The organism is Desulfuromusa kysingii (assembly GCF_900107645.1).
In the GTDB taxonomy this organism is placed as follows: Bacteria; Desulfobacterota; Desulfuromonadia; order Desulfuromonadales; family Geopsychrobacteraceae; genus Desulfuromusa; species Desulfuromusa kysingii.
The window spans coordinates 429,646-446,088 of the sequence record NZ_FNQN01000002.1; the positions used below are offsets into that span (position 1 = coordinate 429,646).

18 protein-coding genes and 1 tRNA gene are annotated in these 16,443 nt (G+C 45.6%); 6 read left to right on the forward strand and 13 right to left on the reverse strand.

Going from position 1 to position 16,443, the window contains the following annotated elements; translation table 11 throughout:
• Nucleotides 1-12: 12 nt before the first annotated feature.
• The 12 genes from BLU87_RS05135 to BLU87_RS05190 form a co-directional block, all read right to left on the reverse strand.
• Nucleotides 13-534 carry a nitroreductase family protein gene (locus BLU87_RS05135; protein WP_092345364.1) on the reverse strand — a complete coding sequence of 174 codons (522 nt, stop codon included), beginning with the start codon at nt 532-534 and terminating at the stop codon, nt 13-15.
• A 20-nt stretch (nt 535-554) separates the two neighbouring features.
• Nucleotides 555-914 carry a roadblock/LC7 domain-containing protein gene (locus BLU87_RS05140; protein WP_092345366.1) on the reverse strand — a complete coding sequence of 120 codons (360 nt, stop codon included), beginning with the start codon at nt 912-914 and terminating at the stop codon, nt 555-557.
• A 6-nt stretch (nt 915-920) separates the two neighbouring features.
• A complete protein-coding gene (locus BLU87_RS05145; RefSeq protein WP_092345368.1) occupies nt 921-1,571 on the reverse strand; it encodes a DUF8082 domain-containing protein in 651 nt (216 codons plus the stop codon).
• A 30-nt stretch (nt 1,572-1,601) separates the two neighbouring features.
• On the reverse strand, nt 1,602-2,708 hold the full coding sequence (locus BLU87_RS05150) for a response regulator (RefSeq protein ID WP_092345370.1): 1,107 nt from the start codon (nt 2,706-2,708) through the stop codon (nt 1,602-1,604).
• Between the two features lie 17 nt (nt 2,709-2,725).
• Nucleotides 2,726-3,811, reverse strand: coding sequence for a two-component system sensor histidine kinase NtrB (locus BLU87_RS05155; protein WP_092345372.1), 1,086 nt, complete (start codon nt 3,809-3,811; stop codon nt 2,726-2,728).
• Between the two features lie 135 nt (nt 3,812-3,946).
• Complete coding sequence (locus tag BLU87_RS05160; RefSeq protein ID WP_092345374.1) at nt 3,947-4,426, reverse strand: YbaK/EbsC family protein; 480 nt, start codon at nt 4,424-4,426, stop codon at nt 3,947-3,949.
• A complete protein-coding gene (locus BLU87_RS05165) occupies nt 4,419-5,678 on the reverse strand; it encodes a tetratricopeptide repeat protein (RefSeq protein ID WP_092345376.1) in 1,260 nt (419 codons plus the stop codon). Before BLU87_RS05165 ends, BLU87_RS05160 begins: the two co-directional genes overlap by 8 nt.
• 46 nt (nt 5,679-5,724) lie before the next feature.
• Nucleotides 5,725-6,816 (reverse strand): phosphotransacetylase family protein, encoded by a 1,092-nt coding sequence (locus tag BLU87_RS05170; RefSeq protein ID WP_092345378.1) that lies wholly within the window; start codon nt 6,814-6,816, stop codon nt 5,725-5,727.
• Between the two features lie 42 nt (nt 6,817-6,858).
• Entirely contained in the window at nt 6,859-7,713 is an 855-nt protein-coding gene (locus BLU87_RS05175) for an HDOD domain-containing protein (protein WP_092345380.1), read from the reverse strand.
• A 72-nt stretch (nt 7,714-7,785) separates the two neighbouring features.
• Nucleotides 7,786-8,190: a CoA-binding protein gene (locus BLU87_RS05180; protein WP_092345382.1), complete on the reverse strand. Its 405-nt coding sequence runs from the start codon at nt 8,188-8,190 to the stop codon at nt 7,786-7,788.
• A 27-nt stretch (nt 8,191-8,217) separates the two neighbouring features.
• Complete coding sequence (gene rnhA / locus BLU87_RS05185) at nt 8,218-8,676, reverse strand: ribonuclease HI (RefSeq protein ID WP_092345384.1); 459 nt, start codon at nt 8,674-8,676, stop codon at nt 8,218-8,220.
• 553 nt (nt 8,677-9,229) lie between these two features.
• Nucleotides 9,230-9,307, reverse strand: a tRNA-Glu gene (locus BLU87_RS05190).
• Between the two features lie 224 nt (nt 9,308-9,531).
• On the opposite strand from BLU87_RS05190, the gene BLU87_RS05195 reads away from it, so the two are divergent.
• From BLU87_RS05195 to BLU87_RS05220, 6 genes are all read left to right on the forward strand, one after another.
• Complete coding sequence (locus BLU87_RS05195) at nt 9,532-10,386, forward strand: bifunctional transcriptional activator/DNA repair enzyme AdaA (RefSeq protein ID WP_092345386.1); 855 nt, start codon at nt 9,532-9,534, stop codon at nt 10,384-10,386.
• A gap of 127 nt (nt 10,387-10,513) precedes the next feature.
• Complete coding sequence (locus BLU87_RS05200; protein ID WP_092345388.1) at nt 10,514-11,458, forward strand: MetQ/NlpA family ABC transporter substrate-binding protein; 945 nt, start codon at nt 10,514-10,516, stop codon at nt 11,456-11,458.
• Nucleotides 11,448-12,185 carry an ABC transporter ATP-binding protein gene (locus tag BLU87_RS05205; protein WP_217637437.1) on the forward strand — a complete coding sequence of 246 codons (738 nt, stop codon included), beginning with the start codon at nt 11,448-11,450 and terminating at the stop codon, nt 12,183-12,185. The genes BLU87_RS05200 and BLU87_RS05205 overlap by 11 nt, the downstream gene beginning before the upstream one ends.
• Nucleotides 12,178-12,921, forward strand: a complete 744-nt coding sequence (locus tag BLU87_RS05210) for an ABC transporter permease (protein WP_092345390.1) — start codon at nt 12,178-12,180, stop codon at nt 12,919-12,921. Before BLU87_RS05205 ends, BLU87_RS05210 begins: the two co-directional genes overlap by 8 nt.
• A gap of 136 nt (nt 12,922-13,057) precedes the next feature.
• Complete coding sequence (locus tag BLU87_RS05215; protein WP_092345392.1) at nt 13,058-13,765, forward strand: PilZ domain-containing protein; 708 nt, start codon at nt 13,058-13,060, stop codon at nt 13,763-13,765.
• Between the two features lie 114 nt (nt 13,766-13,879).
• Nucleotides 13,880-14,074 (forward strand): hypothetical protein, encoded by a 195-nt coding sequence (locus tag BLU87_RS05220; RefSeq protein WP_092345394.1) that lies wholly within the window; start codon nt 13,880-13,882, stop codon nt 14,072-14,074.
• 88 nt (nt 14,075-14,162) lie between these two features.
• Here the strand turns inward: BLU87_RS05220 and BLU87_RS05225 are convergent, their stop codons facing one another.
• Nucleotides 14,163-16,442 carry a PAS domain-containing hybrid sensor histidine kinase/response regulator gene (locus tag BLU87_RS05225; protein ID WP_175498270.1) on the reverse strand — a complete coding sequence of 760 codons (2,280 nt, stop codon included), beginning with the start codon at nt 16,440-16,442 and terminating at the stop codon, nt 14,163-14,165.
• Nucleotide 16,443 lies beyond the last annotated feature (1 nt).

The following is a 16,443-nucleotide window of genomic DNA, read 5'->3' on the forward strand; positions in this document are numbered from 1 at the left end:
GAATTATATGTGTCAAGAAAACTGATTATGATGAATCTTTTCATCATGTAATGATTGACGCGGATGGGCAGATTTTTCTTCTGCTGGATAACCGATGGCAACAACCATCGCAACTTCCATTCCTACGGGGAGTCCAATCAACTGACGGACGAAATCAGAGGCCCTGGTGTAATCATCATGTGCACGTAAGCGGAGTTGAGACCAACAACTCTTTAAACCCAACTCCTCTGCTGCCAGTTGGACAACTAGAGCGGCAATGGCGCTGTCTTCAACCCAAACATCAGATACTTCTGGATTTGCAGCAATAACAACGGCAAGTGGGGCTGAAGTAAAAAAAGCGGCGCCTTGTTTCTTGGCACTCGCTAACTGTGTCAAGATATCAACATCATCAACCAGGACAAATTCACAAGGTTGTTGATTTTTTGACGTCGGTGCACGTAACAACGCTTCACTTAATTGGGCAATTTTTTCATCTTCGATGGGTTGTGGTTTAAACTTGCGGATACTTCTGCGCTGTCTTAATAAATCAATCATCTTTGTAACCTAGTAAATAATCAGGAATGACTCCCTGCCCCCCCGGTAGAAACTCTGCTGACAAGGTGATAAACCTTGTCCAGCATACGAGCAACAGAACAATCAGTTTGCTGGACAATTCCAAGCAAATAATTGGCGATAGGAAAAACATAAAAATTCTGCATATTGTCCCGGTTAAAGCAGATATAACGACAATAACTGAAGCCGACATTATTCATAATATCAGCCGACAACCCTGAAGTGACCTGCAGTAAACCAGAATAGTCTTCAGTATCGCCCAAGGTATTGCCAAGCAACGTCCCATCATCTTTCACCAGTACACAGCCGGAAACGCCCTCAATCTGATTGATTCTTTCGACAAAGTCAACAGCTGTAGCCATAACAATCTAACCTTTCTGGAACGTTTCGAGCAGGGGGGTAATAAGTTGACGATAGTTAGCAACCTTTTCGGGCTCTAATATCTCCTGATTAATCTGTTCAATCAACGTCTCAATGCGGGAAAACTCGGAGGGGCCGAGCGTCAACCATTCATCCATAACCTCATCAAAGACAAATCCAGCCATCGGCCCAAGAACCTTGCCAAGCGCCCCTTTCATTTCCATAAAGAGCCCTTGTAACGAAGCGCTGACCTTTGCTTCCCCGACTTCAACAGCTGCTGAGCTAACGTCGTTGGGGCTCGTCGGAATTGTGGAGTCGGCAAAGTTTCCAAGCTTATATTCTTCATGTAGCAGATTGAATGACATGGTCAAGAGGTTTTGATTAAAACTGGGATCGCAGATAGCAAACACAAGTGTCCCTTTTTCCAGTTCACGTGCTACGACCACAGATTCATCATAATTTAAAGATAAATCCGTTAAGTCATCAAAGTTCAATCGTCCAACAGAGTAGAGCTTCAACAGATGCTTTCCCACCACTTGCAAACGTTCCGCCTTAAAGATAGAAGGAAAGTTTGCTGCCTTCAACCCTTCTTTGGAGTTAACAATAGACGCACCAATAACCCCGGGAATAACCTTAAGCTCATCAATTAAGTGTATCATTTGCTTGTCCTCTCACGCAGTCTGCTGCCCTTATCCATTTATATAGCGATTGATGGAGCCTTCAACTTCTTTGATGACTTGCTGCGACTGCACCCCAGGCTTTAACTTTGCCAGGACACAGAATTGCTGGTTATGAAACAATAGATAGCGATATCGATTTGCACCATTAAAAGTGGCATATCGATAGGGACCAAAGTCGCAATCTTCCGCCAGATCAGTAAGGAACGCATCAAAAACGGTGGGATCAACCTCATCGAGTGAAGACGTTTTCGGGCTTTTTCCCACCAGGACCTTTTCTTGATCAAAAATCGAATATTCCTGCACCGAAACCAAACGAGTCAAAACTTTTTCTAGGACCTGATAGTTACTGTTTTCTGCAGATTCAACGGGCTTTGAGTCGGCAGATAAATCGTTGATGAAACCATCAACACGTTCATCGACATCTTCAAGATAAGATTTCTCCAACTCAGCAGCCTCATCTTTACGCTTAAAGGCTTCGATCAGTAAATGTTCCATGGGCAGTTTAATCACGTCATTCTGACGGCGGCAGATCCCATCCATTTCAATTTCTGCACCGGTCCAGCCAACAATATCAAGGGCAGCATCCAGTCCACTCTGGTCACCGAGTTCAGCATCAATCAGTTCCCCTCGACTGACATACAAATAAGCAGTTTGGTTGGAATTCGTCACCTTGAGGGTGCAGTTTTTTTTCTCCACCTTCATCAGTTGCAGAAACGTTGCCAGAGTAATTCCGCGAATAAAACTTTTGCCTCCGGCATTCAAACCATTAAAGATACCTTCTTCAAGCATCTGCAAGTCAAGCGGCTTATCCAGAAACTGTAAAGTATCCATCTTTTCCAAACGGGCTTCGATCTCTGGAGTCCCGAAAGCTGACATGACAATCACCGGTAATTGCGGTTGATGACGACTGGTCCATGCCAATAACTCAAAACCATTCATGACTGGTAGCTTCAGATCAGTCACCAGCAAATCAATAGGCGCTGAACGCAACACCTCAATAGCTTCGCGCCCATTTTCCGCCGTCACAATTTGAAACTTGTCATTGTGAACGCTCAAGCCATCTTTTAACGAAAGAAGAAACGATTTTTCATCATCAACAATGAGTATTTTTTTCACAATTAGACCTGTTTGAATTAAAGGTTTCGCTGCAACTGCAGCGCCCTAACTTCCTCTGTTACGATCGGCAACCTGATTGTGACCTGAGTGCCACAACCCGGCTCACTGACGATATCAATATCACTATCCATCATTGCCAGCAACTTACGAGTAATCACCAAACCTAAACCATTGCCGTTCACTTTATTCGTATTAAAGGGTTGAAAGAGGTGTTTCAGTTGTTCTGGATAGATGCCGCTTCCGTTATCAGCAATTGTCAGCCACATTAGCTGATCTCGGACTTCAGCACGAATGTGAATTTCTGGAACCTCTTGCTCCCTTAAGGCATCGGCGGCATTATTGAAGATATTCAACAACGACTGATGTAGAGCCCGTTCATCAATTCTGACCCAGGCGAGATCCAACGGAATCTCTGTCTTAATCCGGATGCCATAAGAATTAAAGTCGCGTTCAATCAACGAGATAAACTTGCCCATAAATTCCACCAAGTGAAGATCTTTAAGCTCAACACTGTCGTACATGGTGAATGCCTTTAATGACTTCAACAGATATTCCATCCGGCCGATGTCAGCAAGGCCTCGGTCGAGATACTCTCTTAAAATCTGTGGAGAAGTCGTTTCCGAGTTCTGCTTCAGCACGCTCAAAGCCATCTTCAATGAATTTAGCGGATTGCCGATTTCATGGCGGATCCCAGAGAAGATAAAGCCGATATTGTCCATCGCATTTGCAGCTTGAGCAATAGCTTCGAGACGACTCTTCTCAGTAATGTCGCGGATAAAAACACAACGACAATCGGAGGCCGCTTTATAGACAGAGTGGCCAAACAGGCGCCCCTGATACGTCACTTGATGGGCAGCTCGACCAGCAAGGTCGAAATCATCAAGAGCCTCAATATTCCGGACAAAAAGATCATACAACCCCTGATAATCACTACAGAGTTTATCATTCTGCAGCACTTCAAAGAAGGCAGCATTACAATAGTCGATCGCATGTTCTTTTAAATCCAGAACCAGTATACCGATTTCTATGTGCTCGAGAAGTTGTGCAAACCCCCAAGTATTTTTATAGTTATCATCTAGCTGTCTAGCAGTATCCCAAGCCATCGAGGGAAGCTCCTCTTAAATACCCAAAAAAATCAATCAGAAGACCCTTTGCTGCTAGACTTCTGGTAGAGAGGCATTATAACAAGTGAGAAAAATAATTCAAGAAAACTAATAATTTTATATAATAGCGTTCTACTAGCTTTCTTCCGAGAGAGACACACAAAGCGCAGCCAACTTACCATCGGTTAATTGCTCCAACTGGGCAACCGAAACGGGGACAGCGGAATGATTGTTTCCAGCAGCAGCATAGACGACCGGGAAACGCTGCAAGGACAAGTCAAGAAAAACAGGAAGATCTGCCGGCAGTAAAAATGGACAAACACCTCCGGGAGCATACCCGGTGTAGCGCAACACCTCATCCGCTTGTGGCAACTTTACTTTTCCACTCAATCCAGAGGTCTGCTTCAATGGAGAACTTTTGACTTTCATATCACCGCAGGTGACCACAATAACCGGTTTGCCACCGACGACAAAGAGCAAGGTCTTGGCAATCTCCGCAACACGGCAACCAACTGCACTCGCGGCGGCCATAGCCGTCGCGGTAGGCTCAGCATACTCCCACACTTCAATATTATGGTTCGCCAGATACTCTTTCAACTGATCTAGACTAGCCATGATATTTAACCAGCAGACCTTCAGCCTCTGCAACTAAATCAGCTTCCATACGAGGGTCATTCACCACCTTGCGTAATATCTTCAAGCCGTCCTTGACCCAGTTTTTAGCAAAATAGGTCTGTGCCACCCGCAACTGCCAACGCGGATTATCCGGCTCCTGCCGGCAAGCGGCATTAAACGTATCAAGAACTATACTAAGCTCCCGGTTATAACGTAGCCAGAACTCAGCTAAGGGGAGGCTGACTCCCCCTTTACAACCGGAAGCGGGTAACAGTTTGAATACCTTCTCGGCATCCGTCAAAGCTCCGGTTTCCTCGAAGACAGACGCAGCCAGCAAGATAAAACGATGATCAGTCGTCCCCGCTTCAAGGGCTTTACGTGCATAGTCCGCGGCGATATCAAGCTGCTGTTGTTGCACATGGAGGTTGGTCAACTGGGCATAACAAAAGGAAGGGTCGATGCCACGTTGCAAGAACTGCTGCAACCGTTCCTCAGCCAGGGGATAATCGCCGTTAGCAACCAGAACCGGCACCAAAGCCTCAATCGCCAGAAGCAGCTCAGGATTTTTCTCCAGGGCCGATTCGAGCATAGATCGACCTTGCTCCAAATCACCTTTTCTGGCATACAGAGCGCCCAGTTCAAAGTCGTAGAGATCATCTTGATCCGCTGCGTCCACCTGAAGCCAAAGAGACAACGCCAGATCATCCTGACCGGCATGTGACATCAGAAAGGCTTCTTTAAAAGGTTCACCCTTTGCTTCATAACGGGGAGCTAAAGCAGCCGGATAAGAGGTGAGCACCAGTTCTAACTGACTTTCGGCATCACCGAACCAAGCCTCATCATCAGTGAGAACTGTTGTCGCCTGGGTCGAACAACTGGAACAAGACCTCGCTTTGTCTGTCTCGGCAACATGAATCTCTGCTTCCAGTGGCTCAGCAGCAAGGGCCTGCTCAATATCCTTCCGCAGTCCGGCGCTACAGACCTGCTCTTGTGCCAAACGTAGATGATCAGCGGCCTGAGAGTAATCGCCACAGGATTGCAACCCTAAGGCTTCATCCAGATTAAGTCTGGCCAGTCCATCTCCAGCGGCGATACGCAACTCTTCTACCTCTGCAGACTCCCCTTCTTCCAGCGGTTGCGTTGACAATTGTTCGGCTAAATATCTGGCATCAACATAGCGTTGTTGAGCAACAGCTTTACGTAGCCCATCAATAGAACGGCCACCGCCAAAAAACTTTTTGAAAAAACCCATATCAGATGATCCTATAATCTTGGCTTAAGAAGGACGTGATGCAGACTTAAAATAGTGAATCAATCAACTCAAAATCGAGTTCACTCTCTGCCAGTTGTTGTACTAGAGCAATTTTTTCTTCATCGTCAGCCCCAATCTTTGCGACATCCTCTTGGATTTTCGTATAGATTCCAGCCGTCGTGTCAGCGGTCCGCATATAGGGTATTTTGGCATCATCAATAACCCGCTGCACAATCGCTGAGATGGGAACAACACCATTGATAACTAATCCAGCTATTTTAGGCTGATATTCGGGAAGACGATAAAGCGTTGACAACATTACCAGCAATTCAACCCGACTGCTCGGCACAATCAACAGAGTTGAATCATGTAACATATCAATGATCCGCTGCGTCGAAGCCGCACCAAGCTGGACATGATGGACGATTCGGCTGCCCTTGCCTGGATCACCCTGAAGCTCAATCTGCAACAACTCAGATAGATATCTTAAGGTTGGGTCAGCTAGGATTGGAGAATAATTAAACCCACCAACAACTTCAATGGCAGTCTTCTTAAACGCAAGCTTGAGATACTTCAAGGTATTTTCACGTTTGCTGCGAATAAGTTTATTCGGCAGAATCATCCGCACCTCAGCACCGGTTTCACGGAACAGAGCCAGATTCAATTGTAGCGCGTCGATGACATTACCCACGCCCCCGCCAGCAACGATTAAAACCGGCGCGTCAAGCTGATAGGCCAACTGGGCATTATTAAGGCCAACAACCGACCCAACCCCAGTATGGCCAGCCCCTTCAATGATCAGAAAATCACATTCTTTCTCTAACTGTTGCGTTGCCTGACAAATCTGTTGCAAATATCTGCTAGGGTCAATCTTACCTTCAAGCACATTGCGAGTTGTGTAGGCATCGAGGACCACCGGAGACATCAATGAGAGCTGATCTTCCATATCATAGACGTGGGCAATCAGAGCCGCATCAATATCAACAAACTGCCCCAAGTAGTTGGTTCTCTTTGGTCCGAAAGGTTTAATAAAACCGACCCGATCATATTTTTTACGTGCCAGGTGTAGCAAGGATATGCTGGTCGTCGTTTTGCCACTATGCTGACCGGTCGCAGCAATAAAAATTTTTTTACACATAAACCCGCTCCCTGGAAGACGGACCAAATATAATCGACACAATCAGGAAAGAAACAAGTTCCGCTCTTTAATAAACGTAGGATAAAATTTTTCTGCAAGGTCTTCAACAATCATGGGATTTGCCTCAAGAGCTAAAGCTCCCCGACTAAGACTCAAATCAATGTCCATCTCCTCAGAAAAACCAACCCCGAAATGGTGACAAAAATCACTTGCAAGATTAATAACTGCGCAGAGTTTAAATATTTCTGGTTTTTCGACACGTATTTTTTCGAACTCATAATGGAAGAGGGTTGCCTCAACAATCATCTTGGGATAATTCCAATAATCAAGTAGAGCGGCACCAACAACTTCGTGAGAATAGGCAAACAGAGCTCGCTCAACATCCCGGAGTTGCCCCTGACCAGATTCGACAGCTTGTCGCACCTGTCGATAAAGTTCCTTATCACGATTGACCATCACCACTTTGCCGATATGGTGCTGCAAGCCAGTCAGATAAGCGACATCCTTATCAATGTCAGTCAGTCGGTCAGCCAGCATGCGACTAGCAACCGCGCAGCCAATCGAATGCTCCCACATCTTCCGTTCCATGACCCCAAAAGTTCTACTGGTTGACCGTAAACTGTATTCCAATGCGAGGTTTTTAAGGACATCTTCACCGACGATAATAATTGCCCGGTCAACGGTATTGACCTGTTTCACCAGTTGATAAAACACAGAGTTAGCCATACGCAACAAGCGTGCAGAAATGACCGGGTCAAGGGAGACCGCGTTGGCCAACTCCTTAATTTTCAAGTCTGGTTTACGCAACAACTCCAGCAGCTTGGTTGCCACAACGGGGGACGCGGGCAGCTCCCCCATATTTTTAATAACAGACTCAAAATCCATGAACATACTCATCAAACATGCCCCTGTTTTTTTATCTCTACCAGCCAGTTCTGGCAACTCAGATCCCTGGTCAATTCAACTATGTTAATGATCGTGGTAACCGAGGACCACTAACACACAACTGCCGTCGGCAATCACATTTATCCCCTGTTCTTCACAATATTGAATTGCGGCAGGACTTTCAGAACCAACCTGCATCCAGATATTCTTGATCCCGTGGCCAGCGGCTTGCTCAACAACTTTTTCCGTGACCTGCGGTGGAGTGATGATCGAAAGACTCTGCACCTTTGCTGGCAACAGGGAGACCGAATTGACACAAATTTCCCCTTCAATTTGCTCTGCTATTGGATGGACAGGGATAGCCTGAAGTTTATTTTGCTGATAACAGCGCAAAACTTTGTTCCCGTATTTATCTCGATTAGCTGAAGCGCCAACAACACCAAAAGCTGGAGAAGCAAAAAATTGTTCTATTTTCTTTTCAATTGTCATAACTTCTTCCTTTCCTGGAGGGCAAAACTAGCAAATATTACCAGATGCTTTCAAAATTTCCAAACGTGCTAGTTCGTCACAACGCTCATTTTCGCGATGCCCGGCATGTCCTTTCACCCAAACCCAATCAATCTGGTGCTTCTTCGCCTGTTCCAGCAATCGTTCCCAGAGGTCACGATTAGCCACCTCATCCTTTTTTGAATTTTTCCACCCTTTACGTTGCCACCCTGCGATCCATTCGGTCATCCCCTTAACCAGATACTGGGAGTCTGTCGTCACGCACACCTGACAAGGTCGCTTCAACGCCTCTAAACCAGCAAGCGCCCCGAGCATTTCCATCCGGTTATTGGTTGTCTCTACAGCATAACCCGAAAGCTCTTTCTCATGCTCACCTTGACGCAAGATTGTCCCATAACCACCGGGACCGGGATTACCGGAGCAAGCCCCATCGGAAAAAATTTCCACTTTTACTTCTTCTATATTCATCAGTAATATCCTTATTTTCCGAGAGAATAACACAATTTTGATAAACACCAAACGCAAACGACCTCAGACTTTTTTAAAAATTCTATGTGATCGCTGAGTCCGCATCGTAAACGGACTCTTCACAGACAGATTGTCCTAGTTGTTCCGTTTAAAAATCAACTCCTGAATGACAGAAAAACCCTCCCACTAATGTGGAATAAGCATTGCTATTTTGCTATTTTCAGAAAGGATTCATTCACGACTTCGGCCACCTTCCGCCATTGCCTACGTCAGCTCCCTGCTGCTGGCTCTGCTTCGAATCTCGAGAATGGCAGACACAAAAAAGCCCTTCCCGTAAAACGAAAAAGGGCTTTTTAAATGTGGCGTCCCCAGGAGGATTCGCCCACTACGTTAGTCGCTTCAAGCTCTTTCCTGCGTGGGCTCCCCTCCACTTACTGCCGCAAACATCCTGTTGACTCTGCTGCCATTAAGTCAGCGTTCACTCCGCTTCGAATCCCAACATTGTAAAAATAAGAAAAGCCCCTCCACTTACGTGAAGGGGCCAGTCTTATTTTGGCGTCCCCAGGGGGATTCGAACCCCCGTCGCCGCCGTGAAAGGGCGGTGTCCTGGGCCAGGCTAGACGATAGGGACTTAATTTTATTAAGTCCCTGCGGAAATTGAATCCGCAGGTGTTACGTAGTGGGAGTTAATACCCTAAAATCCTATAAATTTGCAAGCAGAAAATTCACCATCTGCAGTAATAGAGGCCGGCTGCTATCGTTGGCTTTTATCCCTACCGAACGAAAGAGCAAGAATCGGGTTGGTGTCCTCAAGAACAAATGGTAATTTCCTATCTGGACACAAAGGAGTTCCCTATGCCAGATGATTATCAACGCATCGCTCAGGCCATCCACTATCTCAAAGGTTCGGCACACAACCAACCCTCCCTTGATGAAGTTGCAGCACAACTCGGCTTGAGCCCCTATCACTTTCAGCGCTTATTCCGCCGCTTCGCGGGTGTCAGCCCCAAACGTTTTCTACAGCATCTGACAACCGAACACGCCAAGAAGGTCCTTCTGCAATCAACTTCGGTTCTGGATGCAACTTTCACTGTCGGCCTCAGTAGTCCCAGTCGGCTCCATGACTTGTTGGTCAGCGTTGAAGCAGTGACCCCCGGTGAATATCAATCGCATGGGATCAACCTGCAAATTTCATACGCTGTCCACCCCTCCCCTTTTGGATCATGCTTTATCGCCGTGACAGAGCGGGGAATTTGCCGGCTTGAATTTATTGACGAGACAGAAACTGAGGCGATGACACAAAGATTGCGACAAAGCTGGCCTCATGCACTCATCAGCGAGAACTCGGTGAAAACCGAGAAAATTGTCAAAACAATTTTTACCCCGCCCCATTCACCTACCAACAAATCGTTACTGCTCCTTTTACAAGGGACAAACTTTCAACTTAAAGTCTGGCAAGCCTTACTCAAAATTCCGCCGGGAGCGGTCACCTCCTATGGGGCTTTGGCAAAAATGATCGGCAAACCGCAAGCCAGTCGTGCTATTGGAACCGCTATCGGCAACAACCCAATCGGCTACCTGATCCCTTGCCATCGAGTATTGCGTAGCGATGGTGGCATTGGTGGTTATCGCTGGGGGATCGAGCGCAAACGGATCATGTTAGGAAAAGAACTCTGTGAAGGGCACTCTGAATCTAATTTTTCGATTTGAAAAATAAATGGATAGATGGTTACATAAGCAACCCGTTGGTGGAGACCTTCCGCCGGCGTAAGAATTCATCAATCAGACAAGAGGTCAGACGACTTCTATTGTCATAGAAGACACCAGGTAAAATAAAATGAAGATCATTCTAATCGTCCTTTTTGCCGCTTTTTTGGCCACCCCTGCAACCGCGACACAACAACTGCGCATCGGCCTGTTGCTCATCGAAGACTCGATCCCTTTCTGGGTGGCCGAACAAGAAGAATACTATCAGGCCCACAATGTTGACGTCCAATTGATCCCATTTCTGAGTGCCTTGGAACGTGATTCTGCTCTTGCAGCGGGGGCGATTGATGGCGCCATCAGTGATCCAATTGGTGCAATCCTGTTTGATCAGGGCACCGGCAGACTGAAGATCACCTCTCTCGGTCTTGGCAAAACTCCCGCCGAAGGGGTTTTTGCCATCCTCGCCTCACCGAAGTCAGACATCACGACCGTGGAACAACTTAAAGGGGTCGAAATTGCAGTCTCCAATTCGACCATCATTGAATATGTCACCGATAAACTGCTGCAAAGCCAGGGATTCTCTCCCGATAATTACAACAAAATCGAGGTCAAGAAGATGCCTATCCGGATGCAGATGCTGCTCTCAAACTCCGTCTCTGCCGCAACCCTTCCGGAACCTCTAGCTTCAATCGCTGTCGCCAAGGGCGCCAAAATACTCTTAAAAGATAGTAATGCTGAACAGAGTCTCTCCCAGACAGTGATCATTTTTCGCTCTGAGGTTTTAGATAAGAAAAAAATCGCCGTGCAAAAGTTTTTTCGTGCTTATGGTGATGCGGTCAACAGTATTAACACCTCTCCCGAAAAATTCCGCGCCCTGTTCCTGGAGAAAGGTCGCATCCCTGCGTTTATGGCTGACAGCTACCCCATCCCTGTCTACCCACAACCTGAACCCTTTAGCGTTGAGCTGTACCAACCTGTGATCCAATGGTTGGTAACAAAAGGTCTGGTTAATGAGATCGCCTATGCAAAGATGGTTTCTCAAGATTTCATGAGTGTTCAATCGCATGATGATTGATATCGACTCTGTCAGTCTCTCCTATGGGACACAAAGGGAGAGAAAAGAGGTCCTCAATAATATTTCGTTTGCGATTAAGCCACACAGCATCTGTGCCATTATCGGCCCGTCTGGTTGCGGCAAGTCTTCGCTGCTGTTTCTACTCGCCGGACTCAGACAGCCCGATTCAGGAAAAATAGTCGTCAAAGGAAACCCCCGTCGCGGTACAATCTTGCAGAATTATGGCCTTTTCCCTTGGAAAACCGTAGCGCAGAATATCGGTCTGGGGTTAACCCTGCAGCATATGAATAAGAGACAAATCGCGGAGAAGGTCACCGCATTAATTGCTGAAATGGGCCTGACAGGGTTTGATAAACACTTCCCCTCGCAACTCTCTGGTGGGATGCAGCAGCGTGTCGCCCTGGCCCGCTCTCTGGCCATTGATCCTGAGATTCTACTGATGGATGAACCCCTCTCATCCCTTGATGCCCTCACCAGAGAAAGGCTACAGAACCTCTTCCTGCAGGTGCAGAAAAACAAGCAAATAACCGCTGTCATCGTGACCCACTCCATCGAAGAAGCCGTTTTTCTAGGGAATACTATTGTCGTCTTGAGTGAACGACCTGCAAAAATCGTCCAGATTGTTGACAACCCTCAAGCCGGAGACCTCTCCTACCGTGGGCAGGAACACTTTTATAGCCGCTGCAACATGCTGCGCAATCTCCTCAGGGAGGATAAAAATGGGTAGAAAGCGTGACATTTTTATTGCCGCAATTATTCTCGTCCTGACCTGGGAAGTTGTCGCCTTGCTGCTTGATTCCATGGCTTTACCACAACCTTGGGAAGTGATAGCCGATTTTCTGCTAAAAATTGCGGACGGTCGCCTCGTCGATGATTTCTTCATCAGTGCCTTGCGGGCGGTGTTGGGGATCTTTCTTGCCTTTGTCGTCGCAGTTCCTCTGGGGCTTGTCGTCGGCGCGGCCCCTTCATGGAGAAAACGGATCTCCCCTTTCATCTACCTGCTCTATCCCATTCCCCACGTGGTTTTGCTCCCCCTGGTGATTATCCTCTTTGGCATCGGTGAGTTTTCAAAAATATTTCTCATCGCTCTAATCGTCTTCTTTCAGGTGCTGGTGACAACCAGAGATGGCGCCAAGAACATTCACCAGAACTATTTCTATTCCATGCAAACCCTGGGGGCAACACCATTTCAGGTCTACCGTCATCTGGTTCTGCCTGCAACGCTACCAAAAATACTCACCGCCATGCGTATCTCCATCGGTACCGCCATCGCTATCCTCTTCTTCGTTGAATCCTTTGCTACCGCCAAAGGTTTAGGCTACATCATCATGGATTCATGGGGACAATCGGATTATATCTCCCTCTATACCGGAATCTTTTCCATGGCCATATTAGGGTTTATCCTTTATATGCTTCTCGACCGGATCGAACAATGGGTCTGTCGTTGGCAGATTGTCAGATAGACTCACCTCACAGGTCATCGTTCCATTTTGATTCTTCGATCACCGTTGTTGATTGCCAAAAACGGTCAACATGGTAGAATAACAACTCGCGGACAGGTTATCCTAAAAACACCGAAGGTGGACATAAGGGGGCCAGATGGCTAACACCGGAAACAATTTAAAAGTTCGTGTTGATATGCCCCGCAACCGTATCTATTGCACCATCAGAGGGGACGTTTCCAAACCTGAACTGGAAAAGTTTTTCACCGACATCCGCTTTGGCATTGCAGATTTAACCCCTGGCTTTAGTATGATCACTGATCTTACCAACTGTCGTATCGCTCACTTGGCAGCCATCCCGACTTTTCGCAAAATGATGCATTATATTGCCGATCATGGAGTTCAGGAAGTTATTCGCATCATCAATCCAAAGAATTTGGTTTTTAAACAAATGTTAAACCTAACTTCACGGATTCAAAGTTACAATCCCATGTATGTCAACACCCTCGCTGAAGCTGAAGATAAACTTGATACATCCATAAAAAGAGAGGCCCTGCGCTTCCAGATCATCAACAAAACGATTGAATTTAATACCGACATTGTCTCTTCGGTGGGCAAGTTAATCGATGTGTCCATCGGTGGTTGTGCGATAAAAGCAGACGAGAATCAGGTCTCTCTCGAAGAGGTGATTAACATCAAATTCTCACTTACAAATAAAAAATCAGAAATCATGAATTTTGAGCTTGAAGGGAAGGTCTGTCGTTTTATTGATGAGGGGTTTGCCGTTGTCTTCAACGAACACAGCAGTCCAGAAAAAGAATTATTGCAGGAATGTCTGGTCCAGGAAACCCAAATCATCAGCTAACGTAAAAGAACATCAAGATACAGCCTGCGGTTTATCCAAGTCTTGCTCTAGTCTTCTTCAGCTGGTCAAGTGTTAAACAACAGTAGCACAACCTCTAACCTAATCGGAGGTCACATGTCAGAAGCCATAAATACTGATTGTAAAGATCCAGCAGGACACTGGAAGCACTTGTGTGAATTAAGAAAACAGGGAAAAGGAGATGAAGTGAATGCTCTGATGGCGGACCCTGGGCATAAATGCCTTAATTGTAATGCTGTTGCCAAACAGGCCCAGAACCTCTGTAATCCGAGTCCGTTCAGTAAAGTTTAGACTTGTTTACAAAATCAATTTGAACATGGCAAAAATCTATCTTTAGAGCAAGAACCTTACTCCATCTATAGATGTCGATTCAAAAAGTCTAATTTTCTAACATCGATGTGGAAGAAAGGTTTTTAATCGTTTTCTGAAGGACAGAAAACGTATAGGGTTTTTGCACAAAACCAGAAACCCCTTTACCGATAAACTTTTGAGATATCTCATATTCACTGTAACCGCTGGAAATAATGACTCGAATATCCGGATTCAGAAGTTTTAGTTCTCGGTAGCATTGTTCTCCACCCATTTTGGGCATGGTCATATCAAGGATAACAAGAGAAATATCAGGGTTATTTTTGAAGACTTCAAGGGCTTCTTTTCCATCATTGGCAGTCAGAGGGTCAAAGCCAAGTTCTTTCAGCATTTCTACGCCAATACCGCGAACAGTTTCTTCGTCATCGACTAACAAAATCTTTCCAGAACCGACCCAGGAGTCTTTATCTCGATCTGCATTAAAAACTTCAGCAGGCTTTTCAGATGCGGGAAGCAAAATCTTAAACGTCGTCCCCTTACCAACCTCACTATAAACCTTCAGGGCCCCCTTATGCCCCCGAACAATCCCCATGACTGCCGACATCCCAAGCCCCCGTCCAGTAAACTTTGTGGTAAAAAATGGGTCAAACAGCTTCGAGAGAGTCTCTTTAGCCATTCCAATTCCGGTATCAGCAACTTCTAGATAAACATAGAGACCACCTCTCAAGTTTTCTTCTAACCAGATATTCTTTAAGTACTTTTCGTCACAATGCATACAACCCGTGGAAATCGAAATAACACCACTTTTTTCACCGATAGCTTCCGCAGCATTAATTACAAGGTTCATGACAATCTGACGAATCTGGGTAGCATCTGCATTGATCGACGGCAACAACAAATATGGATTCAGTCGCAGAACGATATTTTTAGAGATGGAAACCTCAATCATATGCAGCATCTCTTCAAGGAGATTATTTATGTCGAGAATTTCTGTAACGAACTTTCCTTTCCCAGAATACGCCAACATTTGTTTCGCTAGGTCTGCGGCTCTTTCGGCAGCTTTTTCGATCTGCTTTAAATTCTCAATAGCAGGTGATTCCGGAAGTAAACGCCTTTTTGTCAACTCAGCATGCCCCATTATTGCAGCAAGAAGATTATTAAAGTCATGCGCAATCCCACCAGCAAGGACTCCTAGACTTTCTAACTTTTGAGTTTGGATCATTTGCTCTTCTAGCTGGTTACGTTCCTCTTCAGCACGTAACTTCTCTGTAATGTCACTCACCAGCGCAATATTATATTCCGCATTATCATATTCAAAATAATTCGCCGTAATTTCCACAGGAATAGTCCGGCCATCTTTGCGGCAGTGACGAGTCGTGAATTTCAAGACGCCCTTTTCTTGTAACTCTTTCCAGTGGGCAATCCAACGCTTCTTAGGAAGTTTGGGGCCTAAGTCATAGACACTCATGTCAAGCATCTCTTCTTTACTATATCCAAGTGAACGGCAAGATTCACTGTTGATATATGCAATTTTACCGGTCTTATCAATCAGATAAACAGCTTCGCTGACATGATCCATAGCAAACCCCATCAGAGCCATGACCTCCTCGGCCTGCTTGTATTCAGTCATATCGCGAGTGATAGATAAAATTAGTTTTTCACCCGAAATTTCAATGATACGAGCTGACATTAATCCTGTTTTTATCACTCCATCTTTAGCAATAAATTCTGCTTTTAGATTCTCTATATACCCGTTTTTAGAGAGCTGAGCGACAAGGTCTTCTCTTTCTTTTTGATTTTTCCAGATATTTAATTCAACCGAGGACTTGCCAATAATTTCTTCAGCCCGATACCCCATGATATGAGTAAAACTTTCATTAATATCGACATAAACACCATCATGAAGCCGGTTCAGATTGACGGCATCCGGGCTAGTTTTAAAAGCAATGCGAAACTTTTCTTCACTTTCATGAAGGGCAATATATTTTTCCTTACTCTCAGTGATATTATCAACGGTTCCAAGAATGAATTCCCGGCCTTTAATGGTGACAGAACTGACCTTTATTTCGGACCAGAGAAGCGAGCCATCCTTTTTTAATAACTTCACTTCCCTCGCAGTCGATTGATGCTTGGTGATCCCTGAAAACGACATGAGTTCAGGTTGAGAGATCATCAGATCATTGACTTGCATCTGGGTTAATTCCGAACTGCTATACCCGGTCATGACGCAAAAAGCCTCATTGACAAAAACATATTTCCCATCACTATCCGTAAGAGCAATCCCCTTCTCAGACTGGTTAATGATTGCTTGGAACAGTTCCAGGCTTTCTTCATATAAATATTCGGTCACG